24 protein-coding genes are annotated in these 25661 nt (G+C 45.7%); 11 read left to right on the top strand and 13 right to left on the bottom strand.

Features of this window, described 5'->3' with window-relative positions; genetic code table 11:
* Positions 1-141 precede the first annotated feature (141 nt).
* From acnB to ORJ01_RS09915, 5 genes are all read left to right on the top strand, one after another.
* Positions 142-2739 carry a bifunctional aconitate hydratase 2/2-methylisocitrate dehydratase gene (acnB, locus tag ORJ01_RS09935; protein ID WP_306177879.1) on the top strand — a complete coding sequence of 866 codons (2598 nt, stop codon included), beginning with the start codon at positions 142-144 and terminating at the stop codon, positions 2737-2739.
* A gap of 300 nt (positions 2740-3039) precedes the next feature.
* A complete protein-coding gene (locus tag ORJ01_RS09930) occupies positions 3040-3429 on the top strand; it encodes a YacL family protein (protein ID WP_306177878.1) in 390 nt (129 codons plus the stop codon).
* A 174-nt stretch (positions 3430-3603) separates the two neighbouring features.
* The gene (gene glnK, locus ORJ01_RS09925) at positions 3604-3942 is read left to right on the top strand and encodes a P-II family nitrogen regulator (RefSeq protein WP_226751983.1); all 339 of its coding nucleotides are present in this window, start codon (positions 3604-3606) and stop codon (positions 3940-3942) included.
* Between the two features lie 11 nt (positions 3943-3953).
* Positions 3954-5225, top strand: coding sequence for an ammonium transporter (locus tag ORJ01_RS09920; protein WP_306177877.1), 1272 nt, complete (start codon positions 3954-3956; stop codon positions 5223-5225).
* A 1159-nt stretch (positions 5226-6384) separates the two neighbouring features.
* Positions 6385-7341, top strand: coding sequence for a Dyp-type peroxidase (locus tag ORJ01_RS09915; RefSeq protein ID WP_306177876.1), 957 nt, complete (start codon positions 6385-6387; stop codon positions 7339-7341).
* Here the strand turns inward: ORJ01_RS09915 and argR are convergent.
* Positions 7324-7791, bottom strand: a complete 468-nt coding sequence (argR, locus tag ORJ01_RS09910) for a transcriptional regulator ArgR (protein WP_226751986.1) — start codon at positions 7789-7791, stop codon at positions 7324-7326. The two genes, ORJ01_RS09915 and argR, sit on opposite strands and share 18 nt — an antisense overlap.
* Positions 7792-8010: 219 nt before the next feature.
* On the opposite strand from argR, the gene mdh reads away from it, so the two are divergent.
* Complete coding sequence (mdh, locus tag ORJ01_RS09905) at positions 8011-8949, top strand: malate dehydrogenase (protein ID WP_226751987.1); 939 nt, start codon at positions 8011-8013, stop codon at positions 8947-8949.
* Positions 8950-9018: 69 nt separating this feature from the next.
* On the opposite strand, the gene ispB is transcribed toward mdh, so the two are convergent.
* Positions 9019-9990 (bottom strand): octaprenyl diphosphate synthase, encoded by a 972-nt coding sequence (ispB, locus tag ORJ01_RS09900; protein ID WP_226751988.1) that lies wholly within the window; start codon positions 9988-9990, stop codon positions 9019-9021.
* A 467-nt stretch (positions 9991-10457) separates the two neighbouring features.
* Between ispB and rplU the strand changes: the two genes are divergently transcribed.
* The 4 genes from rplU to folA all read left to right on the top strand — a co-directional run bounded on the left by rplU (position 10458) and on the right by folA (position 12829).
* Positions 10458-10766, top strand: coding sequence for a 50S ribosomal protein L21 (rplU, locus tag ORJ01_RS09895; RefSeq protein ID WP_226751989.1), 309 nt, complete (start codon positions 10458-10460; stop codon positions 10764-10766).
* Between the two features lie 15 nt (positions 10767-10781).
* Entirely contained in the window at positions 10782-11039 is a 258-nt protein-coding gene (gene rpmA / locus ORJ01_RS09890) for a 50S ribosomal protein L27 (RefSeq protein ID WP_226751990.1), read from the top strand.
* 134 nt (positions 11040-11173) lie between these two features.
* A complete protein-coding gene (gene cgtA / locus ORJ01_RS09885) occupies positions 11174-12331 on the top strand; it encodes an Obg family GTPase CgtA (RefSeq protein ID WP_226751991.1) in 1158 nt (385 codons plus the stop codon).
* A 9-nt stretch (positions 12332-12340) separates the two neighbouring features.
* Positions 12341-12829: a type 3 dihydrofolate reductase gene (gene folA, locus ORJ01_RS09880; RefSeq protein WP_226751992.1), complete on the top strand. Its 489-nt coding sequence runs from the start codon at positions 12341-12343 to the stop codon at positions 12827-12829.
* Positions 12830-12895: 66 nt separating this feature from the next.
* Here folA and ORJ01_RS09875 read toward each other — a convergent pair whose 3' ends face one another.
* The 7 genes from ORJ01_RS09875 to ORJ01_RS09845 all read right to left on the bottom strand — a co-directional run bounded on the left by ORJ01_RS09875 (position 12896) and on the right by ORJ01_RS09845 (position 21519).
* Entirely contained in the window at positions 12896-14905 is a 2010-nt protein-coding gene (locus ORJ01_RS09875; RefSeq protein WP_226752392.1) for a methyl-accepting chemotaxis protein, read from the bottom strand.
* Positions 14906-14980: 75 nt separating this feature from the next.
* On the bottom strand, positions 14981-15781 hold the full coding sequence (locus tag ORJ01_RS09870; protein WP_306177875.1) for a symmetrical bis(5'-nucleosyl)-tetraphosphatase: 801 nt from the start codon (positions 15779-15781) through the stop codon (positions 14981-14983).
* A complete protein-coding gene (gene apaG, locus ORJ01_RS09865) occupies positions 15781-16158 on the bottom strand; it encodes a Co2+/Mg2+ efflux protein ApaG (RefSeq protein WP_226752394.1) in 378 nt (125 codons plus the stop codon). Before apaG ends, ORJ01_RS09870 begins: the two co-directional genes overlap by 1 nt.
* On the bottom strand, positions 16148-16966 hold the full coding sequence (rsmA, locus tag ORJ01_RS09860) for a 16S rRNA (adenine(1518)-N(6)/adenine(1519)-N(6))-dimethyltransferase RsmA (RefSeq protein WP_226752395.1): 819 nt from the start codon (positions 16964-16966) through the stop codon (positions 16148-16150). Before rsmA ends, apaG begins: the two co-directional genes overlap by 11 nt.
* The gene (gene pdxA / locus ORJ01_RS09855; protein ID WP_306177874.1) at positions 16963-17952 is read right to left on the bottom strand and encodes a 4-hydroxythreonine-4-phosphate dehydrogenase PdxA; all 990 of its coding nucleotides are present in this window, start codon (positions 17950-17952) and stop codon (positions 16963-16965) included. Before pdxA ends, rsmA begins: the two co-directional genes overlap by 4 nt.
* Positions 17952-19241, bottom strand: a complete 1290-nt coding sequence (gene surA, locus ORJ01_RS09850) for a peptidylprolyl isomerase SurA (RefSeq protein ID WP_226752397.1) — start codon at positions 19239-19241, stop codon at positions 17952-17954. The genes pdxA and surA overlap by 1 nt, the downstream gene beginning before the upstream one ends.
* A 13-nt stretch (positions 19242-19254) precedes the next feature.
* Positions 19255-21519 carry an LPS-assembly protein LptD gene (locus tag ORJ01_RS09845; protein WP_306177873.1) on the bottom strand — a complete coding sequence of 755 codons (2265 nt, stop codon included), beginning with the start codon at positions 21517-21519 and terminating at the stop codon, positions 19255-19257.
* Between the two features lie 163 nt (positions 21520-21682).
* Between ORJ01_RS09845 and djlA the strand changes: the two genes are divergently transcribed.
* Entirely contained in the window at positions 21683-22486 is an 804-nt protein-coding gene (gene djlA / locus ORJ01_RS09840; RefSeq protein ID WP_306177872.1) for a co-chaperone DjlA, read from the top strand.
* Here the strand turns inward: djlA and ORJ01_RS09835 are convergent.
* The 4 genes from ORJ01_RS09835 to ORJ01_RS09820 form a co-directional block, all read right to left on the bottom strand.
* On the bottom strand, positions 22473-23222 hold the full coding sequence (locus ORJ01_RS09835) for a DUF3530 family protein (protein ID WP_306177871.1): 750 nt from the start codon (positions 23220-23222) through the stop codon (positions 22473-22475). The genes djlA and ORJ01_RS09835 overlap by 14 nt on opposite strands.
* Before the next feature lie 32 nt (positions 23223-23254).
* On the bottom strand, positions 23255-23575 hold the full coding sequence (locus ORJ01_RS09830; protein WP_306177870.1) for a hypothetical protein: 321 nt from the start codon (positions 23573-23575) through the stop codon (positions 23255-23257).
* A gap of 193 nt (positions 23576-23768) precedes the next feature.
* Positions 23769-24848 carry an OmpA family protein gene (locus tag ORJ01_RS09825; RefSeq protein WP_306177868.1) on the bottom strand — a complete coding sequence of 360 codons (1080 nt, stop codon included), beginning with the start codon at positions 24846-24848 and terminating at the stop codon, positions 23769-23771.
* 160 nt (positions 24849-25008) lie between these two features.
* Complete coding sequence (locus ORJ01_RS09820; protein ID WP_306177867.1) at positions 25009-25659, bottom strand: RluA family pseudouridine synthase; 651 nt, start codon at positions 25657-25659, stop codon at positions 25009-25011.
* Between the last annotated feature and the right edge of the window lie 2 nt (positions 25660-25661).

Genomic DNA, 25661 nt, shown 5'->3' with positions numbered 1-25661 from the left:
CAAGGTTATAACCAGTATAAGCAGGTCAGTTATTATGCTATTAGGCTTTTGCCTTGATCTTTCTTATAATTGAGCCCATACATTCAACAGCATGACATTGCAGTGACCAGACTGCAAAGCAACGACTGAGAGGACATTACTGTGCTACAAGAATATCGTGAACACGTGGCCGAACGCGCCGAACAAGGGATCCCTGCCAAGCCGTTAAACGCAGAACAAGTAGCTGCCTTAATTGAGCTTTTGAAAAACCCACCAAAAGGTGAGGAAGAATTCATTTTAGATTTGCTTATCAACCGCGTACCACCAGGTGTTGATGAAGCTGCCTATGTAAAAGCGGGCTTTTTAGCCGCACTTGCGAAAGGCGAAGCAACCAGCCCGTTAATCGACGCTGAGCGTGCTACCGAGTTGTTAGGTACCATGATGGGTGGTTACAACATCGAGCCACTAATCAGTTTATTAGATGATGCCAAGCTCGCGCCGATCGCTGCTAAGGCGTTATCGCACACCTTACTGATTTTTGATGCTTTCCATGATGTGACTGACAAAGCCGATGCGGGTAACGAGTATGCGAAGCAAGTCGTTCAAAGCTGGGCCGATGCCGAGTGGTTTGAAGCCAAACCGGCTTTAGCTGAGAAAATTACGGTGACCGTATTTAAAGTGTCTGGCGAAACCAACACGGATGATTTATCACCAGCACCGGATGCTTGGTCACGTCCAGATATCCCTCTGCACGCCTTAGCTATGTTGAAAAATGCCCGTGAAGGCATCAACCCGGATGAGCCAGGTACTATTGGCCCGATCAAGCAGCTAGAAGAACTGAATAAAAAAGGCTACCCATTGGCTTATGTGGGTGATGTAGTGGGTACGGGTTCATCACGTAAATCTGCCACTAACTCGGTATTGTGGTTTATGGGGGATGATATTCCCTACGTGCCAAACAAGCGTGGCGGTGGTTTTGTGTTAGGTGGCAAAATTGCTCCTATCTTCTTTAACACCATGGAAGACTCTGGCGCATTACCTATCGAAGTCGATGTTAGCAAGTTAGAAATGGGCGATGTGATCGACATTCTGCCATTCGAAGGCAAAGTGGTTCGCCATGGTACTGACGAAGTATTAGCCGAGTTCAGTTTAGCAACTGACGTTTTAATTGACGAAGTTCGTGCCGGTGGCCGTATTCCATTAATTATCGGTCGTGGTTTAACTGACCGTGCTCGTGAGTTTTTAAAATTAGGTCATTCAGACAAGTTCCGTCGTCCCTTACCCAAAACAGATTCTGGCAAAGGCTTCACCTTAGCGCAGAAAATGGTAGGTAAAGCGTGCGGCGTGAAAGGCGTGCGTCCTGGTACTTACTGTGAACCGAAAATGACCACCGTAGGTTCGCAAGACACGACTGGCCCCATGACGCGTGATGAATTAAAAGACTTAGCGTGTTTAGGCTTCACCGCCGACTTAACTATGCAATCTTTCTGTCACACGGCCGCGTATCCGAAGCCCGTTGATGTTGACACTCACCACACGTTGCCAGATTTCATTATGAATCGTGGCGGTGTGGCACTGCGCCCAGGTGACGGTATTATCCACAGCTGGTTAAACCGTATGTTACTGCCGGATACAGTGGGTACGGGTGGTGATTCGCATACACGCTTCCCAATTGGTATTTCGTTCCCAGCGGGTTCAGGCTTAGTCGCTTTCGCTGCGGCAACGGGTGTTATGCCGCTTGATATGCCTGAATCGGTATTGGTCCGCTTTAAAGGCGAAATGCAGCCAGGCATTACCTTACGTGACTTAGTACATGCCATTCCTTACGTAGCGATCCAAAAAGGTTTGTTAACGGTTGATAAGAAAGGTAAGAAGAACATTTTTTCTGGCCGAATTTTAGAAATTGAAGGCTTACCAACCTTAACGGTTGAGCAAGCTTTTGAATTATCAGATGCGTCTGCTGAGCGTTCTGCTGCCGGTTGTACTATCAAGTTGTCAGAAGAATCGATTGCCGAATATCTTGAATCAAACATCGTGATGTTGAAGTGGATGATTTCTGAAGGCTATGGTGATGTTCGTACTATCGAGCGCCGTATTCAAGCAATGCAAGCTTGGTTGAAAGATCCACAGTTAATGTCTGCTGATGCTGATGCAGAATATACTGAAGTAATTGAAATTGACCTAGCTGACATTAAAGAGCCGGTACTATGTGCACCAAATGACCCAGATGATGCGCGTTTATTGTCTAAAGTAGCAGGCGACAAGATTGATGAAGTATTTATCGGTTCTTGTATGACCAACATTGGTCACTTCCGTGCTGCGGGTAAATTACTGGACAAATATAAAGGCCAGTTGCCCACGCGGTTATGGATCGCTCCGCCGACTAAGATGGACCAAGCACAGTTAACGGAAGAAGGTTACTACAGTATCTTCGGTAAAGTTGGTGCACGCACTGAAATGCCAGGTTGCTCACTGTGTATGGGTAACCAAGCTCGCGTAGCTGAGAAGTCGACAGTCGTCTCAACGTCTACTCGTAACTTCCCGAACCGTTTAGGTCAGGGTGCGAATGTTTATTTAGCATCAGCCGAGTTAGCGGCGGTCGCTTCTATTATCGGTAAGTTACCGACAGTAGCGGAATACTTAGAGTACGCGAAACAGATCGATGCTACGGCAGCCGACACTTATCGTTACCTGAACTTCCATAAGATGTCGCAATACACTAAAAAAGCAGACAACGTGATTATTCAGCAAGCTGTGTAGTCAGCAAACTGTTTAACAAGGCCTGCTGAATGCAGGCCTTTTTTATACGTAATGTTCCTACAAAGCCACGGCTGACATCGCACTGGGTGACAAGGTTGCTGAGCCGTGTCGGTTATCCTGTCGACTTAATCAGTACTGTGCTAACTGCCGCTACTAACTGACTTAGCGCAAAAACCTGCTATTTTGCCAACCAAGCCGCATGAAATCAGGTAAAATCTTCGCCTCAAACAAATACGGTACGCCTAGCTGCTGTGGCTTGTGCCGTGGGCGCTCTAACACTGCGTGTTAACGGAATAGTGCATGGAATACGACTTTACTTATGATCGGGCCACCCGGCAATTTAGCTTAAAACTCAGTGCTGAACACGATGTGTTAGCGCGCTTTTTATTGGACGAATTTGGCCAGCAAGCTTCGGCTTATCAACCGCTGTTAAGCCAATTGCAGGCCTTAAAAGCCTATGACACTTTGCGCTTCCAAGGAAAAGAATATCTACTCGAAGTGGAACATGCCGAGGTGACTTTAAGACATAACACCCTATTTTATGAAGCAGGGGACACGAGGCAACAAACCTCAGCCGAGCTTGATGAAGAGGCATTATCGCTGGATGATCATGGCATGCAAACCCAATGTGGTTTGGAAGATTTAGTGAAACTGCTACAGGCCTGGCAGCAGTTTTTAAGCGGAGGTTAAGCGAAGAGAGCTGCACAGTCTACGGGAATGAATGCACCATTATGGTGCTTTTTTTTGCTTTAAATTTGGTGGTGTAGGCTTAAATTATTGTTTTTTATCGATAAATAAAAGTTGGCACAAGGTTTTCTTATATAACGGTGCAATCACAAAAATTAGTCGATAAGGAAAACCATCATGAAGCTTGTTTGTGCCATCATCAAGCCGTTCAAACTGGATGATGTTCGTGAAGCCATCGCGGACATTGGTGTAGAAGGTTTAACGGTGACAGAAGTAAAAGGTTTTGGTCGGCAGAAAGGCCACACCGAATTATATCGTGGAGCTGAGTATCAGGTTGATTTCCTGCCAAAGGTAAAACTGGAAATTGCGACCCAAGATGATCAGGTAGAACGTTTACTTGAAGCCATTCAAAAAGCGGCTCATACCGGTCGGATAGGTGACGGAAAAATTTTCGTTTACAACCTCGAACAAGCCGTCCGTATTCGGACGGGTGAAACCGACGCCGAAGCGATTTAAGGAGTATTAACATGCAAGAACAAATTTATCACTTACAATATGCCATGGATACCTTCTACTTTTTAATGTGCGGTGTCTTAGTCATGTGGATGGCTGCCGGTTTTTCAATGCTGGAAGCAGGTTTGGTGCGCGCCAAAAATACCACTGAGATTTTAACTAAAAACGTGGCTCTTTACTCCATAGCTTGCATTATGTACCTAATATGCGGTTACGCATTTATGTATGGCGGTGACTTTTTCTTAAGTGGTATCGGCGCTGTGGATGTTGATGCTACCTTAACCAGTTTTGCCGAGCGTGAAGATGGTTTTACAGGGGCAGCGGTTTACTCTAGCGCATCTGACTTCTTCTTCCAAGTCGTCTTTGTTGCTACTGCAATGTCTATCGTTTCTGGTGCTGTTGCTGAGCGAATGAAGCTTTGGGCCTTTTTAGCATTCGCGGTGGTGATGACGGGCTTTATTTATCCAGTTCATGGATCTTGGACTTGGGGCGCTGAAGGGATGTTCGGTATTAATCTGGATGATCAGTTTGGTTTTTCTGATTTCGCAGGCTCAGGCATTGTGCACATGGCAGGTGCTGCGGCAGCCTTAGCGGGAGTGTTATTACTAGGTGCTCGGAAAGGGAAGTATAGTAAAGACGGTAAAGTGAATGCAATCCCTGGTGCGAACATGCCTTTAGCAACCTTAGGTACCTTGATACTGTGGATGGGTTGGTTTGGTTTTAACGGTGGTTCAGTATTAAAACTGGGGGATATCAGTAATGCTAATGCTGTTGCCGTGGTCTTTTTAAATACCAATGCGGCTGCCGCTTCCGGCGCTATTGCAGCACTGGCCTTATCGGTGCTCTTATTCCGCAAAGCTGATTTAACGATGACATTAAACGGTGCTCTTGCAGGCTTGGTTGCTATCACGGCTGAACCTTCTACACCAACTGCTTTACAGGCAACGTTATTCGGTGCCATAGGTGGTGTGTTAGTGGTCGGCTCGATTATCGCTTTAGACAAAATTAAGATTGATGATCCAGTTGGTGCTATTTCTGTTCATGGCGTAGTAGGTTTCTTCGGTCTGATGATTGTGCCATTTAGTAAAGAAGGTGCAACCTTCGTTGGCCAGTTAATTGGTGCTTTTGCAATCTTTGCTTGGGTATTTATTACAAGCTTGGTGGTTTGGTACCTCCTGAAATTGGTAATGGGTATTCGTGTAAGCGAAGAAGCAGAATATGAAGGTGTGGATGCTTCAGAGTGCGGTATTGAAGCCTACCCTGAGTTTGTTGCCTCGGTAAAGTAAGCAGTTTGGCGGGTGTCGGTGGCACCCTCCAAGAGCCTGTGTTGTTGGCGTCAGTAAACTTAGTTTCTAGCCAGCAACACTAAACGTGACCCACCTCTGTCTATCCTTGTCCTTTGTCCTATTTGACACCCCGTTGCTACTGGCAGCGGGGTTTTTTTATGTGCAATAAACGCGATCAACAACGTAAATGCGCTTTAATATAGCAGGGTATTGCTGCATGTTTACTCAGTAGGGTTGCCAGGTTGCGTATTTAACAGCATGGACCATCAACGTTTGAAAACAACAACCTGAGGGTGAATAGTCAGTCTGTCATCAGTGCAATAAGTAAGGGAATTGCTGTGGGAAAGCAGATTGAACCTGTTGTGCGATGAGGCCGCTGAAAAGCGCATAAAGGGGTAAGCTAAGCCGAACAATTTCTGCTGAGTGATAGGTTAAGATGGCCATTAGCATAAAAGAAAAAGGCCGCACAAATGCGGCCCAGTTTCAATTTTGCATCCATTGCAGTGATCATTCCTTAATCGACTGAAAAGTGCATCCGTGCTGCATCCTGCAAGCGCATCCATTACTCGCTGACATCATGTCAGTGTCCATAGCACACCAAAATCCGCGGTGTGAAAGTGCATCCTGCCGTCATCTCCGATGACTTATCATGCGACAATAGCGTTATCCTTATTATTGTCTGCTTGGCCGCATCCTGCAGCTGCAAGCGAAATATTGCCATCCAAGGCTATCCTTTCTTACTCTTTCATCCTGCCGAGTTTTCTTCATCCTGAAGATGTCCTAATGCTGTCCCTATGCTATCCTGCATCTGGTAATATCCATTACCGAAAACATCCTGTACCGCGACCTTGCTGCTACTGAAATCCTTTCAGCTATCGTTCCTTCGATGTGTTTATTATGCCTTTATCAGCATAAAATAGGAGGGGTTTTCTGTGATGGGAAAAATTGTCTTATCTTTGCAATAAAGTGTAAATCAAAAATAGATATTTAATATCAACAGTTTAAATTGAAAGTCTTTCTGAGTGGTGCAGATATAAAGCGCTTTGGCTACCTGTTTTGTGAGAGATCTCGCACACAAAGGCAGGCGATTAGTCACACTGGGGATTGACCTTCTACTTTGGCAAGCGATAATGGTGACAGAAAACACTGAAGGAACCACATGGCACGCGAACAATTAGGAATTTGTGCAGAAGCAAATTTACATGGCAGTTATCTGCTCATTAATGTGTTAGATGGTCAAGAAGCCATGCTGCGGCAAAAACTAACGCGACTGCCGCAGATAATAAATCGTTTAGCCGATCACTTCTCCGAAGCCATGCTCAGCGGTGTGGTCGCCATTAGCAGTCATTTTTGGGATAGCCTGTATCCTTGGCAGCGGCCGGCCGGTCTTAGTGCGTTTCCCGAGTTTCGCTCAGAGCATTTTCAAGTAAGCCACAGTATGGCGGATTTATTCATCCAAGTGCGCTCAGATCGGACTGATGTTAATTACATCGCGCTGCAACAAATCTATCAGTTGATTAGTCCTAATGTCGAAATTGTCGAAAATTTATCAGGGTTCCGCTATCTGGACGGTCGGCAATTAACGGGCTTTATCGATGCGCCATCGAATCCACGTGGCATCAAGCGGCGCAAAGCGGCGCTTGTGGATGCGCTTAACGATCCTGTTTTTGCTGGTGGCAGTTATCTTTATTTTTATCGATTACAGTTAGATCACAGACATTGGTTACAATTAAGTACGGAGCAACAAGAAGCCATCATGGGTTATCAAAAGCTGGATGGTAAAAAGTGCGCAGCGGATGCTGAAATCCGTAGTAGTCATTTAACGGCACAACATGTGGTATTAGCGCCTAATGATGCGATGTTGCTCGAGCAAAACATGCCTTATGCCAGTTTGCATACGCAAGGTGCGTTACAGTTATGTTTTAGTGCAGAAAGTGATGTTTTTAGTCGGCTCTGGCGCAGTAAATTGGGTTTACAGCAATCGGGTATTTACGATGGCTTACTCGATTTTTGCCGTATTGATCTTGCAGCGGCGTTTTTTGTTCCTTCAATCACTTTTATGGAAGCCGCCGCCCGCGGTGAATTTACGGCGCAATCATCACACCTTCTCGAATAATTCGGTGACTTTTTGTAAGGTAAAATCGATATTTTTCACGCTGATCGGCGCGATAAAAATGGTATCGTCGCCAGCGATAGTACCCAACACGCCTTCGGCTTTGCCTACAGAATCCAGCAAGCGCGCAATAAGTTGTGCGGCACCGGGACTGGTACGGATGATAATCATCACATCGTTATGTTCAATATCCAGTACCAGCTGACGCAATGGGCTTTTGGTCGTCGGTACGCCTAGTTCAGGCGGTAAAGTGTAAACCATTTCTTGTTTAGCATTACGGGTACGCACCGCACCGTATTTACTCAGCATGCGCGAGACTTTTGATTGGCTCACATTGTCAAAGCCATCATGCTTGAGAGCATCAACAATTTCACCTTGAGAGCCGAAGCTTTCTGTTTTTAGCAGGGCTTTAAAGGCATGGATAAGGGCTTCTTGGCGGTTTTGTTTGGTCATGGCTCTCGGTTCAGCAATATTTACTGTGTTTGATACTATCAAATTTAACGCCACAATAGCAGTGACTACGCTAAAATAGCTTGGTTAAGCTGTGGTAGGTGACATCTGTCTACTTTATCTGAAAAAAGGCTTAGACTTTAGGCGTAAGACATTTGTATTTTGAGCGTCATTTCAGTATTGTTGGCGCGGTTATTCTGAACTGTATAATTGGAGAGAAGCATGAAAGTTGCCGTATTAGGTGCTGCCGGTGGTATTGGCCAGGCACTGTCGTTGTTACTGAAGTTAGATTTACCTGCCGGCACAGACTTAGCCTTGTATGATCTGGCTCCTGTTACTCCTGGTGTTGCGGTTGATCTGAGCCACATTCCTACAGCAGTAAACGTAACGGGTTATGGTAAAGAAGATCTGAACACGGCATTAGCCGGTGCCGACATCGTGATGATCCCTGCGGGCATGCCACGTAAGCCGGGTATGGATCGTTCTGATCTGTTCAACATCAATGCTGGCGTAGTGAAAACATTAGCTGAAGCTATCGTTGAGCAGTGTCCTAAAGCGTTAGTCGGTATTATTACTAACCCAGTGAACACCACTGTGGCCATTGCGGCAGAAGTGTTCAAGAAAGCCGGTACTTATGATGCACGTCGTTTATTCGGTGTAACTACACTGGACGTGATCCGCGCTGAAACCTTTGTTGCAGCCTTAAAAGGTAAAAACCCAACTGAAATCACTGTGCCAGTAATCGGTGGCCACAGCGGTACAACGATCCTGCCTTTACTGTCTCAAGTTTCTGGCGTGAGCTTCAGCGATGATGAAGTGGCAGCCTTAACAACGCGTATCCAAAATGCGGGTACCGAAGTTGTTGAAGCAAAAGCCGGTGGCGGATCAGCAACCCTATCAATGGGTCAGGCCGCTGCGCGTTTCTGTATTTCTTTAGTGAAAGGTTTACAGGGCGAAACAGTAAATGAATATGCTTACGTTGAAGGTGCGGGTGAACATGCACGTTTCTTCGCTCAGCCATTAGTGCTGGGTAAAAACGGTGTTGAGCAATTATTGCCAATCGGTCAATTAAGTGCTTTTGAAGAAAAAGCCATGAACGATATGCTGGGAACGTTAAAAGCAGACATCGCTTTAGGCGAAGAGTTTGTCAACAAAAACTAAGTTTAACTCAGTTTAAAAAAAGGCGCTTAAAGCGCCTTTTTTATTGCAATGAGTGGCCCGGATAAAGCCTTAATGGCTGCGTGACACCGCAATGTCTGCCAAGGCAACTAAAGCCTGCTTAAAAGGCGAAGGTGCTAACTCGGCTAAAGCCTGTTGCGCTTTTAATGCTTCTTGCTGCGCCAGCTGCCGGGTGTAATCAAAAGCACCCGTTTCGTGCAGCGCGGCCATAATCTCTGGCAAATGCTGCATACCATTACGCTCGGTAATCGCATCGCTAATTAATTGTTGTTGTATGGCTGAGCCATGACGCATCGCATGAATTAATGGCAGCGTGGGTTTACCTTCGGCAAGATCATCACCAATATTTTTGCCCAGTTCAGCGGCATCGGCTTGGTAATCTAATACATCATCAATTAACTGAAAGGCCGTGCCTAGGTGCATGCCATAAGCTTTCATGGCTTGTTCAACCGAGTCGGGCTGTGCAGCGATGATGGCGGCAAGTTGGGTAGCGGCCTCAAATAATTTTGCTGTTTTACAGTAGATAACTTGCAGGTAGTTTTCTTCAGTAGTGGTAGGGTCGTTGATGTTCATCAACTGTAATACTTCACCCTCTGCAATAATATTGGTGGCATTCGCTAATACTTGCATTACGCGCATATTGTTCAGCTCAACCATCATTTGAAAAGAGCGGCTGTATAAAAAGTCGCCGACTAACACGCTAGCTTGATTGCCAAACAACGCATTAGCGGTTTCTTTGCCACGGCGCATAGTCGACTCATCGACGACGTCATCATGTAGCAAAGTGGAGGTATGAATAAACTCCACAATAGCGGCAATGCTCAGATGTTGTGTTCCTTGATAGCCCAAGGCTCTGGCGGCCAGTACCGCCAGTAACGGCCGCAAACGTTTGCCGCCACTATTTACAATATAGATACCCAGTTGATTAATCAGCGCTACATCAGAGCTAAGCTGAGAAAAAATATGCTGATTGACCGCGGCCATATCGTCTGCGGAGAGTTGCTGTATTTCGTCGAGCGTCATCTGCTTCTAACTGCTAAAGTAATGAATGCTGGTGATTCTACACTATTCAAACTGTGGGCTAAAATGAAATCTGGATCCTTTTCGGTGATAGTACGGATCCCCTTTTCTGATAAATGATTGGCTTGCCAGTAAACTGCACTAATATTAAGCTTTTAAATATCGTTTTAGCGGTGCGCAAAAGCGTGTAACGATATTCAGGATTGATCTTTCGGGGCGGTATTTGGGCAGCCAATGCGCTGTTGCAGCAGCCGAAAATAGTCTCTTTCTTCTAGCATTGCAGCGCCTAGCCCTTAACGCCTTGAAGTTGGCTGAAGAGGCATTGCTGCGTTAGAATGCCCACAGCCAGATCTTTTTAATAATTGTGCTTGCGGCACTGGGGGAAATTGCGTACAATTCGCGCCCTGTGAATTGAATTAACACGCCCCTTAAATTTAAAAAGCGTTGGCGTGCTTTGTACGGAGTTAACTATGTACGCGGTTTTCCAAAGTGGTGGCAAACAGCACCGTGTGACGGAAGGTCAAACTCTTCGTCTAGAGAAACTAGACTTAGAAACCGGCGCAAAAATCGAATTTATCCCACTGATGATCGCTAATGGCGAAGAAATCAGTATCGGCGCCCCTTTAGTTGAAGGTGGTAAAGTAGTAGCGGAAGTGGTCAACCATGGCCGTGGCGATAAGATCAAGATCGTCAAGTTCCGTCGTCGTAAGCATTCACGTAAACAGATGGGCCATCGTCAATGGTTCACTGAAGTGAAAATCACCAGCATCAGCGCGTAACAGGAGTATCGACACATGGCAAGTAAGAAAGGTGTAGGTAGCACTCGTAACGGTCGCGATTCAGAAGCTAAACGCTTAGGTGTTAAGCGCTTTGGTGGTGAATCAGTTTTATCTGGTAGCATTATTGTTCGTCAGCGTGGCACTAAATTCCACCCAGGCAGCAACGTTGGTATCGGTAAAGACCACACTTTATTCGCTTTAACTGAAGGTAAAGTGAAGTTTGAAGTGAAAGGCGAGCACAATCGTAGATATGTAAGCATCGTCAGCGAGTAAGCTGGATGGTTACAAGAAAACCCCGCCTCGAGCGGGGTTTTTTATTATAAATTTTCTCCACTGTCTGACATGCGTTATACTGAGCAACAGTAAAACTAAGTCAAACCAGATCACAGTTAATCAGGACGCACCTCATGAAGTTTGTTGATGAAGCGATAATCCGTGTTGAAGCCGGCGACGGCGGTAACGGTATTATCAGTTTTTTACGGGAAAAGTTTATTTCCAAAGGCGGCCCAAATGGCGGTGACGGTGGTGATGGTGGTGATGTTTACCTACTAGCAGATGAAAACCTTAACACCTTGGTAGACTACCAATTTGAAAAGTTTCACGAAGCTGAACGCGGTGAAAACGGCGGGAGTGTTAACTGTACCGGTAAACGGGGTGCCGACTTAGTATTAAGAGTACCTGTTGGAACGCGCGCTGTGGATGCCGATACGGAAGAAGTGATTGGCGATTTAACGGCAAACGGTAAAAAGCTAATGGTCGCTAAAGGCGGTTGGCATGGTTTAGGTAACGCGCGTTTTGCTAGTAGCACAAACCGCACGCCACGTAAAAAAACCAATGGTACGCCAGGTGAAATACGTAATTTACGCTTAGAATTATTATTGTTAGCTGATGTGGGATTGTTAGGCTTACCCAATGCGGGCAAATCAACGTTAATCCGCGCCGTGTCAGCAGCTAAACCGAAAGTGGCTGATTATCCTTTTACCACCCTCGTGCCTAATTTAGGCGTAGTACGGGTTGAATCTCATCGTTCTTTTGTGATTGCTGATATTCCTGGTTTAATTGCCGGTGCTGCAGAAGGTGCGGGTTTGGGGATCCAATTCTTAAAGCATTTAGAACGTTGTCGCTTGTTATTACATGTGGTCGATGTGTTGCCTGCTGACGGTTCCGATCCGGCCGAGAATGCCAAAACCATCATTGAAGAATTACATAAATACAGTACAAAATTAGCGGCGAAACCTCGCTGGTTAGTATTTAATAAACTGGATTTAGTATTAGAAGAAGAGTTAGATGAAATCATCGCTGAGGTCACTAAAGCCATTGATTGGCAAGGCCCGGTCTTTAAGATTTCAGCCGCGTCGCGTGAAAACACTGCGCGTTTATCGAAAGATATCTTAAGTTACATCGAAGAATTACCAGCCGAAGAAGTCGCTGATCCTATTGCTGATCCTGTTACCTTTAAGTGGGATGATTACCACGAAGAAGCGGCAGCATTGGAAGATGACTTGGATGACGATGATGATTTCGACGATGATGATTATGATGTTGAAGTTATTTATCAACGCTGAGTTAGCCTTATGCAAATAGCTATGATCGCTGCGATGGCGGCCAATCGCGTAATCGGTTTGAATAATCAGATGCCTTGGCATTTGCCGGCCGATTTAAAGCATTTTAAAGCCATGACTTCGGGTAAGCCGGTGTTGATGGGGCGCAAAACCTTTGAATCCATTGGTCGTCCTTTACCGGGGCGTCGAAATATCGTGATCAGTCGTCAGCCGGTACCGGCTAACTGTAACGTAGAATGGGTGAATAGCGTTGAACAAGCTTTAGCGTTAGTAGCCGATGTGTCAGAAGTGATGATTATTGGTGGTGCTGACATTTACCGCCAGTGTTTACCTTTAGCGCAGCGCTTATATTTGACTGAAATTGCCTTAGAAACACCAGGCGATGCTTTCTTCCCAGATTATCAAGCGGTAGGGCCTTGGCAGATCACGAGTGAGGATGTTGTGCCACAAAGTGATAGCAACCCCTTAGCTCATCGTTTTATCACCTTAGAGCGCTGCTAATAAAGGCATAGACAGAAAAAGGCCAGCTAACAAGCTGGCCTTTTTTATTGACATGAGTTTGCGCGGTTAGACTTTGAATTGATCGACCGAGCGACGTAATTCTTCGGCTAGGCTGGCCACCTCATGGCTGGAAGCGGATGTTTGATCAGCGCCGGTTGAGGTTTCTTCTGCCAGCGCCACAATGGCTTCTAATATTCCGCTGATTTCAATGGCTACTTGATGCTGCTCTTTGGCCGCACTGGATATTTGTTCACTCATATCGTGTGCCAAATGCACCGCATGTGTAATGCTATCGAGAGCTGATGTGGCGACTTCGGTTTTTGCGACACAGCTTTCTGCTTGTTTCTTCCCTTTATTCATCGCTTCTACTGCGGCTTGCGCACCGCTTTGTAGCGCTTGGATCATGTTTTGAATTTCTTGGGTAGAAGCCTGTGTTTTACTGGCTAACGAACGAACCTCATCGGCAACTACCGCAAAGCCGCGGCCTTGTTCACCGGCTCGAGCGGCTTCAATGGCGGCATTTAGTGCTAATAAATTGGTTTGTTCGGCAATGCCTCGGATCACATCTAAAATGCTACCGATAGCGGCACTGTCTTTATGCACTTTGTTAATCACCTCAGAAGCGTGATCGACTTCTTTCGATAACTGCACAATGATAGCTTTATTTTCTAATGAAATGCCTTTTACACGTGCGGCTTCGTTATCCGCATTTTTAATCTCGGCCAGAGCATCGTTCGAGCTTTGCAGCACGCCTTGCGCCGTACTGCTCATTTCCGTGGTGGCCGAAGCGGCTTGCGTGACTTGTGACTTTTGCTCGCGTATGGCTTCGGTGGTTTGCAAGGTAATGGTTGAGGTTTGTTCTGATGCTGCCGCTAGCTGCGTTGAGCGAGAAATAATCCCTTGGATCAAGCTTTGTAAGCTGAGGTTAACCTGATTAATACTTTTTGACAGTTCGCCAAATTCGTCCTGAGCGTGCTGCGGTAATTGTTGGGTTAGATCGCCTGCCGCCATTACGCTGAGCATGGCATTAATTTTTTGCAGCGGATTAACAATGGCGCTAATAGTCCTAAACGCAATAAAAATGGCGATAACAATAGAGCCAAACATCACCATAAAGATGGTAGTGATAGCATTTTGTACGCTGCTGCTACTTTGTTGTTGAATTTGCTCTGCGGCGGCAGTGCTTAGAGTTAATAATGCAGTTAAACGGCTAATGGCATCTTGCGTATCAGAATCGGCTTTCTCGAGCAGTTGGCGGGCATTTAGTTTGCCAGTTAACAAGCGGGTTTTGTTAGCAGGGATACCTTGTTGTTCATTTAAACCGGCCGATAGTTCCAGCATCTTAGTGGCTAATTCCGCGGGCATTGATACGCTGGCGGCTTGTTGCAACATGATATCAAGTTGCTTTTGTAAGTCAGCTAAGCGAAAGCCAATTTCATTACTAATGGTGGCGGCAGTGCTGCTGTCATTGGTGCGATTTAAATCAACCACGGTATTTAATAAGCTATTTATGCCGGTTTCCATTTGTGTCGCTGCGGTGTAGGCCTGCGGGAAGCTACTGCGAACATTACTGATATCGGTAAAATCTAACAATAATGACGCCATATCATCTGCAGTCATTTCCAGATCGCTCATTTGCTGTTCAATCTGACTTTGCAGGCTGATATTATTCGCTAATTGTTGAAATAGCTGCTTTGAGATAGGTAAGAAACTGTCAAAAGCGGCGGTAACTTGCTGTGCAGCCGCCAGTAATGTCGGTTGCTGCTGTACGGTTTTATTTAACGCTGCAGCGGCGTTGTTGTAGGTTTGCAGTTGGCTATCAAACTGTTGTTGTAACAAAGACAATTGCGCACTGTCGTTGACATGAAAAGCCTGCACGCCAATTTTGCTCATTAAAACAAACTGACTTTTCATCATGGCACTGTTTTCGAGAGCAGGGATCGAGATGGTGTTAACTTCGGCGGTCGCATTACTCACGCTGTTTAAGCGTATATAAGCAGTAAAACCAATAATCACCAATAGCACCGTAATGATGCTAAAGCCCCCAATTACGCGAGACTTAACGGTTAACTTCATGACAACTCCAATTTAAGCATATTAACTGCTATGTCACGGCTAGCAGAGGATCCATCGTGTAGCCGTTACTTGTTATTATTTGTTATCGACACTATACCTTTGTCGTGTTTCAACGCAATAGGCAGTTAATTGATTGCCCCAAACACAGCCGGTATCGAGTGCATGAATGTGTTTAATAGGGCTATAACCCTCTAACGCAGCCCAGTGGCCAAAGCAAATATCCATTTGTGCATGGTCTTGCCATAGCTCAAACCAAGGTTTGAGTTTTGATTGTTTATTTAAGCCTGATTTGGTGAGCAGTTCTAATGCGCCATCCGCTTGGCAAAACCGCATACGGGTGCAAGCATTGATAGTAAAACGCCAACGATCTTCCTGGGTGACGACATCGCGCCAACGGCTCGGTGTATTGCCATACATGGTAGATAACAACAGTGTGGGTTGATGCTGTAACAGCGCACTGATCTCGGCGCTAGCACTCAAGGCGGTGCTGATATCCCATTCGGGTGCTAAGCCTGCATGCACCATGAGTAATTGGCGCTCAGTACACACTTGGATCAGCGGTTGTTGGCAAAGCCAGTGTATTAATTCCGGTAGATGTGCCGCTTGCTGTAAGGCGGTCAGTTGATCAGCGGCTTTAACCTTACTAAAACCATAATAGCTGGCGATAAAATTGAGGTCATGGTTGCCTAAAACAACGCGTGCTTTCGCACCTAAACCACGCACAAAATCTAGGCAAGCTAAAGAGTCGGGGCCTCGGGCAATCAGATCGCCACAGAACCACAATTCGTCATGTTCGGCTTGATAGTGAATATGCGCCAGCAAGCGCTGAAGCGGTTCAAAGCAACCCTGCAAATCGCCTATAACGTAGGTGGCCATCAGTTCAAAATATGTGGCTGAGCCAATCTGAATAAGGGGATGGGGGTGCGAAATGATTGCTGTTTTTGGTCAATCATTTCATAGTAACCCTGCATGGTGCCCACGGGGGTTTCTAATACCGCGCCACTGGTGTAACTGTAGGTTTCGCCAGGCGCTAATTGTGGCTGCACTCCGATGACACCTTCGCCAGAGACTTCGGTTTGTTTGCCATTGCCATCAGTAATTTGCCAATAGCGGCTTAACAGTTGTACCTGTTGTTCGCTTTGGTTAGTGATATTGACGCAATAGGCAAAAACATAACGCTGCTCAGCCGGATCAGACTGAGCGCCTAAATAAAAACTATCCACGGATACGGTAACTTCTTGCTCAAGGCTCATTAGCACTTTCCTGCTCTGCAAGCCACTGGGCAACTCTAACAAATTCTGCAACGGAGAGTTGCTCCGGTCGTAATGATGGATCAATTCCCAGCGCGGTTAATTGCTCAGCAGTGGCAAAATTACTAAAACAATTTCGTAAGGTTTTGCGGCGTTGATTAAACGCTTCTAAGCATACACGGTTCAATACTGCAGGATCCACTTTAGCGCGATCGGCAATGTTAAAAGGGATTAAGCGCACAACGGCTGAATCCACCTTCGGTGCAGGTTTAAAGGCTCCGGGGCCCACTTGCACCACAGGAATGGCCTGACAGTAATACTGGGTCATTACACTGAGACGACCAAAGGCTTTACTGCCATGCCCCGCAGTCATTCGATCAACGACTTCTTTTTGAAGCATAAAGTGCATGGTATCGATCTGGTCGGCAAATTCAAATAAATGAAATAATAGCGGGGTAGAAATATTGTACGGTAAATTACCAAATACTTTAAGTTTCTGACCCGGTTGCACCAGTTGGCTAAAATCAAACTTCATGGCGTCGGCTTGATAAATGGTTAATTTATCAGCCATGTCAGGATGTTGGCGTAAACGTTCCGCAAGATCGCGATCAAGCTCAACCACGGTTAGCTTACCGGCTTCAGCAACGACTGGCTCAGTTAAGGCACCTAGTCCCGGGCCTATTTCAACTAAAACATCCGTCGTTTTTGGGGCAATAGCTTTAACAATTCGGCCAATTACATGGGGATCGTGTAAGAAGTTTTGGCCAAAGCGTTTTCGGGCACGGTGGCCCTGATGTACATTATCTGTCATGGATTCGTGGTTCGTTGAGCCAATTGAATGGCTTGGGTCACGGCATGAAACAGGCTGCCAGGGTCGGCTTTGCCGGTTGCTGCCAAATCTAGAGCGGTACCATGATCAACGGATGTTCGGATCAAGGGTAAGCCTAGGCTAATATTAACTGAACGGCCAAAACCTTTGTATTTCAATACAGGGAGGCCCTGATCATGATACATCGCGAGTACAGCATCTGCTTCGTTCAGGTATTTGGGTTGAAATAAGGTGTCAGCAGGTAAGGGCCCAATTAAGTGCATACCTTGTGCGCGGAGCTCTTCTAAAGCTGGCGTGATCACTTCGATTTCTTCGCGACCTAAATGGCCATCTTCGCCGGCATGCGGGTTTAAACCGCAAACATAGATGCGCGGTTCGGCAATACCGAACTTTTGCTGCAAATCTTCATGTAAGATGGTGATTACTTTGTGTAAACGCTCGCGAGTAATCGCTTTAGCAACATAAGCCAGCGGAATATGCGTCGTGGCAAGTGCAACGCGTAAACCTTCAGTGGCAAGCATCATCACGACATAAGGCGTGTTTGATTGCTGTGCAAAAAACTCCGTATGGCCACTAAAAGGAATGCCGGCGCGGTTGATTATGCCTTTGTGGACAGGGCCAGTGACGATGGCAGCCGCTTCTGCGGATAACACCATATCACCGGCAGCACGCAATGTATCTATGACATAACTGCCATTAGCGGCATTTAACTGCCCAGGGATCACGGGTTCAGCTAGCGCAAACTCAGCAATGGTTAAAGTGCCTGCGCGTTGCGGTTGAGGTGCGGCACTGGCTTGATAAGGTAAAAGTTGCACTGGCAAGCCTAAGCTCGCTGCACGTTCTTGCATTAGCTTGGCATTGGCACAAACAACCAGTTCAACAGGCCAGTCTTGGCGCGTTAACGCCAAGACCAAATCAGGACCAATGCCGGCCGGTTCACCCGGGGTAATTGCGATACGCAGGGTCATTAATCTTCTGCCAATACTTCGATATACGCATCATCACGCAGTTCGCGTAGGAAACTGGCTGACTCTTCGTTAAAGCGGCGATTAAAAATCATCCGATACACTTGATTACGTTTTTTATCGGCAGTCGCATCTACAGTGCGACGCTCTAGTAATTGCACAATGTGCCAGCCATGTTCGGTGCGGAAAGGCTCGCTCAGTTCATCAGGTTGTAAACGATTTAAGGTGTCACGAAACGCCGGGACATAAACATCTGTTTCACTCCAACCGAGGTTACCACCGTTTAATTTTGAACCTGGATCTTCCGAAAATTGTTTCGCTAATTCCGCAAAATCCGCATCACCCGCGCGTAGTTTTGTGGCCATGTCTAAAAGCATCGTTCTAGCACGTTCTTCGCTTACAATAATGGATGGTTTAATCAAAATATGCCGTGAATTGACTTCAGTCAGTTCTGCCACGTTTTCACCACGAATATCAAAAATGGTTAAAATGTGAAAGCCTGCGCCAGAGCGAAGTGGGCCAATGAGATCGCCTTTTTTACGACCACGAATACCTTCAGAAAACAAAGTGGGCATTTCGTTGATGTTCATCCAGTCTAATTGACCGCCCTCAAGGGCATTGGCACCACTGGATGAAGCGATAGCGATGCGACGGAAGTCACTGCCGTCACGTAATAATTTTAGTACTTGCTCTGCACGCTCACGTGATTCGGTAATTTGTTCGGTAGTCGCTTGGCTAGGAATGGCGATCAGAATATGACCTAGTTGGTATTGTTCGCTAATCGCACCTTGCTCTTCCATCAGTTTCACTAGGTTATCGACTTCTTGCTGGCTGATGTAGATGCGACGTTGCACATTGCCACGTAATACTTCGTTGGTCATGATTTCTTCGCGCACTTTTTCGCGGAAGCGCTCGTAGTTGCCTTCTTCATTTATAACTTGCTGACGGAATTGCTCCATCGATAAATTCTCGCCTTGAGCGATATTTCGAATCGTATCATCCAGTTGAGCATCGCTAATTTGTAAACCCATACGCTGTGCCATTTGCAATTGTAAATTGGTCATGATCAAGCGCTCAGTGGCCTGAGTGCGTAAGGCTAAATCTGATGGAAGTGTTTGGCCTTGTGCTTCAGCGTTGCGTTTAACTCGTTGTACTATTTCATCAACATCACTTTTTAAAATCACGCCGCTGTCCACAATCGCTGCAACTCGGTCGATTTCGCGTTCTGCTGCTGTTAGGGAAACGCTGGCAAAACCAAGCAAAACCACACAGATAATTTGCTGTAACTTCATAAATTCCTACATTCTAATTTGTTAGTAAATATGGACGTCGATAACTGAAGATGCCATTTGACAACATGTCAGCTACGCCAAAACCGGCTTTATCACCAAATCCTTTAAAGACAAACTGCACACTGAAACCACTATCCAGTTCGGCAAATTGGTTAACATTATCCACGGCGGTGTCAAAATCTGCCTGTACCTGTCTGCGAGCGACAAAACGCACTGCCCAACAACAGGATTCATATTGCAGTCCTATATTGGCGTCTATCATACGATGATTCGTCACATCACGGTAGTAACTGGCGATCAGTTGCCAGTTTTTATCTATTGGAAAGGCACCAATAACACCTAATTGTTGAATTTCCACTCCTGAGACTGCGCGGCTGTAGCGATGGTTCAATTGGAATAACGTATTCTCACTGCCACGATAATCTAAGCTGGCTGAACTCTTAATTAGTTTGTTTTGTTCAATGTCATATTGCAGCGCGCTGCTGACATACCAACGACGATACCAATTCCAGATCATTTCAGAGGCGAGCATCGACTCAGTGGATGGCAAATCTTGAGTAATGGTATTTGCTGTGATTTCCGGATCTTTTAAGAAAAAAATCTGGCCAAGGCTAAAACGGAATAATTCATTTTCGGTATTGTCGTAAAAGCGTGTCGTACCACCAAGGGTAATTTGATTCGCTTCATTGATACGATCTAAGCCTGAGAAACGGTTTTGCCTAAATAAGCCGTAATAATCGTCTTGCAAGCGCGTAGTATCGTACAAGCCAATATTGCTTTGATCGCGATAAGGAATATACAAATACTGTATTTGCGGTTCAAAGGTTTGTAATGCCGGCTCGCCAAACCAATCGTATTCTCGTTCCATATTGATTTTGGCATGCAAGCGAACCTTAGGTAAGGTCCGAGTGATCTCGGCTTGTTCTTCCGTGAGTGAGCTTAAGCTATCTTGTTGATAATAAGTATAAAGCAAGCTTGTTTCGGCCGTGAATTCAATTGCCGAGGTGATGATAGGAATTCGAAGCGCTGGCTCAATGTGCAGTCGATCCGCGGCGTTATAAAAGGCTTGGTCATTTCTGAAATGCGCATATTGGCTAAACCAACTGGCTTCGAGCCAGTTACCTAAAGCGATAGGCGCCGCTGAAGCCACACTTAGTTGCGGGATCGCTTTATAGGCTTGGTTATAATTACCAAGAATCTCAAAGCCTTGCATTTTTAAATGCGAATGAACTTGTTCACCGTAATAACTCAGGCTGGCTTCACGATATAATTGAGTATCACTCTGGTTTGTGTAGTCTGAGCCTAGTTCTGTTAGATAAGCGCTATCGCTGACATCGGTAAAGTCGATATAACCACGCCATTTATCACTAAAATCGGAGCGATTCGTCAAATGTGTTAAGTAACGCGCGCCGAAATCATTGGTTTTTTCATCATCGCTATCCATGTATTCTAATTGCAGTAAGCCACTGTGTTCGGCTGTTAAATACCGCAGTTGCGACTTTAACTGAGCACCACGATTACTCATAAAACGCGGTGTAAGCGTCAGATCGTAGTTTTCGGCCAAGTTGAGGTAATAGGGTAATTCTATGTCTATACCGGTGCTTTGTGAGCTGCCGACTTTCGGCACCAATAATCCTGATTTACGTTGTTCATTAACGGGGAAAGTTAAATAAGGGATATAAAAAATAGGGATGTCTTTAATTTTAAACACCGCATTACGCGCTTCACCCCAGCCTGAGTCTGCCGCGATGCTGATTTCTTCAGCGTGTAAGCCCCAGCTGTCATCTTGTTCTGGGCAAGTTGTGAACACGGCTTGGCGTAATACTAACGCCTCGTTCGAAGCCACCATGGCCGAAGCTTCACCGCGACCAGCATTTTCAACAAATTGATAACGCGCATCACCCAGTGTAACGCGGTTTTGGCTAATGTCTGCTTCAAAAAATTGGCTACTCACCGACAGTGCTGGATTAAAATACTCAATACCGCCATCGGCGCGTAGTGTTTGGGCGCGGGTATCATAACTTGCTTTAGGTGCTTGTAATAAGGTATCGCGATGCAGGATTTGTACTTTACCTGAAAATTCAGCGCTTTGGTTTTCTTGTAAGTCGACGTTATCTGAAAAAATGCGGATCCGACTATCTTGTCCATTTAAATCTTTTAAGATATCAGGCAGTTGAACGGGTTGCTGGCAAGTTTGGCTAGCAAGCGGTGCAGCATTAACCTGCAGAGGTGTCATCGCTACCCAGAGTAATCCTGCTAAACTTAAACCTTGTTTCATGCCTTTCTACTCATTGCTTACTGCGTCGCACCAGCCGACCTTGGGTGGGTTATGATAAATCAATTTTAGAATTCCTGCTAATCCGATATAGTGCCTATGTTAATCGTGTTATGCCAGACCAGTGGCTGGCTCAGGGCTCATTGCAGTTTTCGGGGTATGTTACGTGTGGGGAAAAATTCTTGGTGCCTTATTTGGTATCGCTTTATTTAAGCTACCTGGCCTGTTGTTGGGTGTGGTAGTAGGGCATCTTATTGATCAGATGTTTCAACGCAAATTAGCGAATTGGGAAGGGCTGCAAAGCGTTTTCGGGCAAGACGATGAACAAGCCTTATTTATGTACAGTAGTTTTGCTGCAATGGGGCATCTTGCGAAAGCGACGGGTGTGGTAACCAAAGCTCATATCTCAGAAGCCACCCACTTTATGCAACAGTTGGGTTTAAATGCTCAGCAGCAAAAAGAAGCACAAGCGGCATTTAGAGATGGTAAGGCGGTTAATTTTCCGTTTCGCGCGCAAATCACGGAGTTTTACCAACGCTATAAACGGCGGCCGGACGTTTTACAATTATTCCTAGAAATTCAATTAAGTATTGCCTGTGTTGATGGCCGCATCAGCGCTGAGCAGCATCAGCTTTTAATTCAAGTTGCCGAGTGTTTGCATATTTCGCGCAGCACTTTAGCGCAATTGCTGTTGGCTTATCAGGCGCAGTCACGGTTTAAACAGGGGCAAGCCCCCGGCAAAGAACAAGGACCCTCTTTACTTGCGGCTTATCAAATGCTGGGCTGCACACCAGAGATTGCTGACAAAGAGCTGAAGCGTGCTTACCGTAAATTGATGTCGCAACATCATCCAGACAAATTAATGGCACAGGGAGTGCCAGCGGCGATGTTAGAGGTAGCCAAAAGACGTACGCAAGATATTCAAGCGGCGTATGAGCAAATCAAGCAGGCCCGAGCTAAAAACCCGTAGAGTGTAACCAGCCGATAATTTCATTGACTTGCCAGTGTTGCAGGCTTTGTTGATGAAAACCGTCGTTTAAATGACGTTGTCGATATAAAGCATTGCCACGCTGTTGTCCTAATTCTGCCCTTGCTGTGGCCGAGGCAAGGGCTTGTGGATGGTCATGCGCCGTTAATAAATCGAGTACCGGTACTTTATTCAATACGTTTTGCGCAAAGCTACTCTGTTGCTCTGTTGCTGATAAATAGGCCCCTAAATTCACTAGCGCGGCCGGTGGCATATTTAAACTATCTGTCAGCAGTAAATTCATTACCGCTGCGATTTCCCCTTGTGCAATAACAATCACCGGTGGCTTTAACCGCGCTTGCTGCGCTAACAATTGCCAGCGTTGGCTAAGTTGGTTTTTTTGTAATGTTAATTGCTGCGCAGAGTTGGTCGCCGTTACTGGATCTGGTTGCGGCAACACCCAGAGATCCCAGCCACGGTCAGGTAAAGATAAGCGAAGTTGATTAAGTAACGAAGGACTAAAGGCATGCTGATGGGCATCCGGTAGCAACACGATACTACCTCGTGTTAAACGAGCGGCACTGGGGGTATGCAATGCCATGAAGGTGGCACTCGCAGCATCAAATTGTTGTAGGTTAACCTGAGGGAATTGGCGTTGAATATCTTGCCAGTGAGGTTCTGCTTGGCTGCTGGTCGCGGCAAAAAGCATAACAGCAAATGCGAACCCTTTATTTTGCATCTATGTTACCGCCATTAAAAAACTCAAATTGATTACTCTATAGCGGCTTGTGTTCCCATATCTTGAGCGGGAAGGTGTTGTGCCAGTAAATCTTCGGCAAAAGCAAACAGCACTTTGTTGTTATGTCTAAATTTTATGTAATTGCCTTTATGCTCGAGTAAGGCAACCACAGTTGAAGGTTGGATGATAAAACAAAATTTTGTGGCTTTAAATTCGACCAACGCTTTGGCCATTTCTCTAAGATGATCGTTTGCTGCAAGACGTTGTGTTTCTTGCTCGTCATTACAGACATGTGCTGAATGCTGTAATTGAATCATTTCAACATCATCCGCAATGGCGTTAATGCTAAACATGCATAGACTGCATGTAATGAGAAGAAAAACAAACTTAGCCATGATAGGAGGAGTCCAGTAATTGACATTATGTACTAAAAATTAGCAGTGATTGTAAATTACGGCAATAGAAAATAATAGTAGAGTAGCGAAAGCCAATAAAAATAAAGCCGCTAGCATAGCGGCTTTATTTAATATTAGTACTTAAATACTATTAGCGAAGTACTGGCTCTTTAATCTTAGCCGTTACTTTTGCTTCAATACGTTGGTTGGCAGCGTGTGCTGCGCGGGTATTACCCTCAACTCGAAGCTGAGTGACACCGAAACCTTTAGAGGTAATACGGTTGCTGTTGATGCCTTGCGCTGTTAATAAATCAGCGATGGCTTTAGCACGACGCTCAGATAAACGCATGTTGTAAGCGGCGTTACCGATGTTAGACGCGTGACCTTCGATGAACACAACCGCTTCAGGGAAGCGTTTCATAAAGGCGGCTAACTGGTTAACTTCTGTTTGGCCGTCAGCAGATACTGCTGCAGAGTCAAACGCGAAACGAACTTCGATATCGACATCGCCTACACGGTCCATTTTCTCAGTGTAGATAGTACAGCCTTGAGCATCTACTTTGTGAGCCGCTGGTGTGTTAGGGCACTTGTCTTGGCTATCAACTACGCCATCACGGTCAGAATCAACAGGCATTGGTGCTGGCGCTGGGGCCGGAGCTGGGGCCGGAGCGGGTGTAGGAGCAGCAGCTGCTTCAGCACCGAAAACCCACGTTGCACCTGCTTTTAAAGACGCATCATTCCAATCACCGTTGTTAATACCACGGAAACGGTTACCTTCAACAAATAAGGCAACCGCTGGGCTAACAAAATAACGATAACCAACACCGATGTTTACTGCGTCAAAGGCGATGTCATTTTCAAAATGTTTCCAGCCACCCACTAAATACAGATTAGTGTTAGCCAGATGATACATTGCATCTAAACCAAAACGGTCACCCGTTACGCGAGAATCTTGAACTAATGAATTGAAGCTCTGACGAGCATATTCAAAGCGCACACCCCAAGTTTCGTTGACACGGTAACCAATGTCAGCACCTACACCCCAAGCATCATCAGTGTTGCTCCAGGTAGCTGATTGCGCTTTACGCGAATCATTCCAGTAGCCTTCACCAAATAGTGAGCCAAAAACCTTTTTTTCTAGATCTTGAGCTGTTGGTGCATCGGCAATAGCCTGAGCGCCAAACAGCGGAATAGCCGCAAGAACTGCTACAGCGATTGCTTTAAGTTTCATCCGTTTCTCCTTCGATTCATCCAATTAAGCAAACTTTTAATAGTTTACCATATTGTTTTGTCAGCATTATTGGTTTTTGCAAAAAATAAAGTTTATTTTTAAGACAATACAATAATAGTGCAGTTAAATGAATGTTGCGTTAATAGCCGATTCTTTTTACTTAAAAAGGGCAAATTGCTGAAAAAATCATCTTTTTTGCCGTTGTTGGATGGCTAAGCCTTAAATGACAGGCATGCAGTTGCAGCCGATCTGCAGCATGCACTGCCTCTCCGGCGTAAAATTTATCGCCTAAGATGGGATGACCAATAAATTGTAAGTGCACACGTAGTTGATGAGAGCGTCCGGTGACAGGGGTTAATTCCACGCGGCTTTGGTTATTGGCACGGCTAAGCACGCGATAGTGCGTTAAAGAAGGCTTACCATGTTGATAACACACCTTTTGCATCGGTCTATTTGGCCAATCACAAATCAATGGCAAATCAATACTGCCACTGCTCGCCTTAACTAAACCGGAGACTCGCGCTTCATAACTTTTTTCAGTTTCGCGCTGTTGAAATTGCCGGTTTAGCTCACGTTGCGCCTCTTTGTGCATTGCCATAATAAACACCCCTGAGGTGGCCATATCTAAGCGATGCACAATGCTGGCATTGGGCCAAACGAGTTGCACTCGGTATTGCATGCTATCAAAGTGTGCAGGATCTTTACCCGGCACCGACAATAAGCCACTGGGCTTGTTTAGCACCACGATATCGTTGTCTTGATACAAAATATCGAGATAAGGCCATGTCGGTGGGGTATAAGTTAACAGCATGG

Origin of the sequence: Alishewanella sp. SMS8, assembly GCF_030737935.1 — a bacterium.
Classification (GTDB): Bacteria; Pseudomonadota; Gammaproteobacteria; order Enterobacterales; family Alteromonadaceae; genus Alishewanella; species Alishewanella maricola.
This window is presented reverse-complemented; position numbering and strand designations above follow the sequence as displayed.

What these genes read in the sequence shown, in the direction of transcription:
- rsmA (WP_226752395.1), bottom strand. Translation starts at nt 16,966, where the DNA reads ATGACAGATAATGTACATCAGGGCCACCGTGCCCGAAAACGCTTTGGC.
- glnK (WP_226751983.1), top strand. Translation starts at nt 3,604, where the DNA reads ATGAAGCTTGTTTGTGCCATCATCAAGCCGTTCAAACTGGATGATGTT.
- pdxA (WP_306177874.1), bottom strand. Translation starts at nt 17,952, where the DNA reads ATGACCCTGCGTATCGCAATTACCCCGGGTGAACCGGCCGGCATTGGT.
- ORJ01_RS09825 (WP_306177868.1), bottom strand. Translation starts at nt 24,848, where the DNA reads ATGAAACTTAAAGCAATCGCTGTAGCAGTTCTTGCGGCTATTCCGCTG.
- ORJ01_RS09920 (WP_306177877.1), top strand. Translation starts at nt 3,954, where the DNA reads ATGCAAGAACAAATTTATCACTTACAATATGCCATGGATACCTTCTAC.
- ORJ01_RS09915 (WP_306177876.1), top strand. Translation starts at nt 6,385, where the DNA reads ATGGCACGCGAACAATTAGGAATTTGTGCAGAAGCAAATTTACATGGC.
- ORJ01_RS09830 (WP_306177870.1), bottom strand. Translation starts at nt 23,575, where the DNA reads ATGTTTAGCATTAACGCCATTGCGGATGATGTTGAAATGATTCAATTA.
- mdh (WP_226751987.1), top strand. Translation starts at nt 8,011, where the DNA reads ATGAAAGTTGCCGTATTAGGTGCTGCCGGTGGTATTGGCCAGGCACTG.
- ORJ01_RS09930 (WP_306177878.1), top strand. Translation starts at nt 3,040, where the DNA reads ATGGAATACGACTTTACTTATGATCGGGCCACCCGGCAATTTAGCTTA.
- ORJ01_RS09820 (WP_306177867.1), bottom strand. Translation starts at nt 25,659, where the DNA reads ATGCTGTTAACTTATACCCCACCGACATGGCCTTATCTCGATATTTTG.
- cgtA (WP_226751991.1), top strand. Translation starts at nt 11,174, where the DNA reads ATGAAGTTTGTTGATGAAGCGATAATCCGTGTTGAAGCCGGCGACGGC.
- ORJ01_RS09835 (WP_306177871.1), bottom strand. Translation starts at nt 23,222, where the DNA reads ATGCAAAATAAAGGGTTCGCATTTGCTGTTATGCTTTTTGCCGCGACC.
- argR (WP_226751986.1), bottom strand. Translation starts at nt 7,791, where the DNA reads ATGACCAAACAAAACCGCCAAGAAGCCCTTATCCATGCCTTTAAAGCC.
- surA (WP_226752397.1), bottom strand. Translation starts at nt 19,241, where the DNA reads ATGAAGTTACAGCAAATTATCTGTGTGGTTTTGCTTGGTTTTGCCAGC.
- ORJ01_RS09875 (WP_226752392.1), bottom strand. Translation starts at nt 14,905, where the DNA reads ATGAAGTTAACCGTTAAGTCTCGCGTAATTGGGGGCTTTAGCATCATT.
- ORJ01_RS09845 (WP_306177873.1), bottom strand. Translation starts at nt 21,519, where the DNA reads ATGAAACAAGGTTTAAGTTTAGCAGGATTACTCTGGGTAGCGATGACA.
- apaG (WP_226752394.1), bottom strand. Translation starts at nt 16,158, where the DNA reads ATGAGCCTTGAGCAAGAAGTTACCGTATCCGTGGATAGTTTTTATTTA.
- rplU (WP_226751989.1), top strand. Translation starts at nt 10,458, where the DNA reads ATGTACGCGGTTTTCCAAAGTGGTGGCAAACAGCACCGTGTGACGGAA.
- ispB (WP_226751988.1), bottom strand. Translation starts at nt 9,990, where the DNA reads ATGACGCTCGACGAAATACAGCAACTCTCCGCAGACGATATGGCCGCG.
- ORJ01_RS09870 (WP_306177875.1), bottom strand. Translation starts at nt 15,781, where the DNA reads ATGGCCACCTACGTTATAGGCGATTTGCAGGGTTGCTTTGAACCGCTT.
- rpmA (WP_226751990.1), top strand. Translation starts at nt 10,782, where the DNA reads ATGGCAAGTAAGAAAGGTGTAGGTAGCACTCGTAACGGTCGCGATTCA.
- folA (WP_226751992.1), top strand. Translation starts at nt 12,341, where the DNA reads ATGCAAATAGCTATGATCGCTGCGATGGCGGCCAATCGCGTAATCGGT.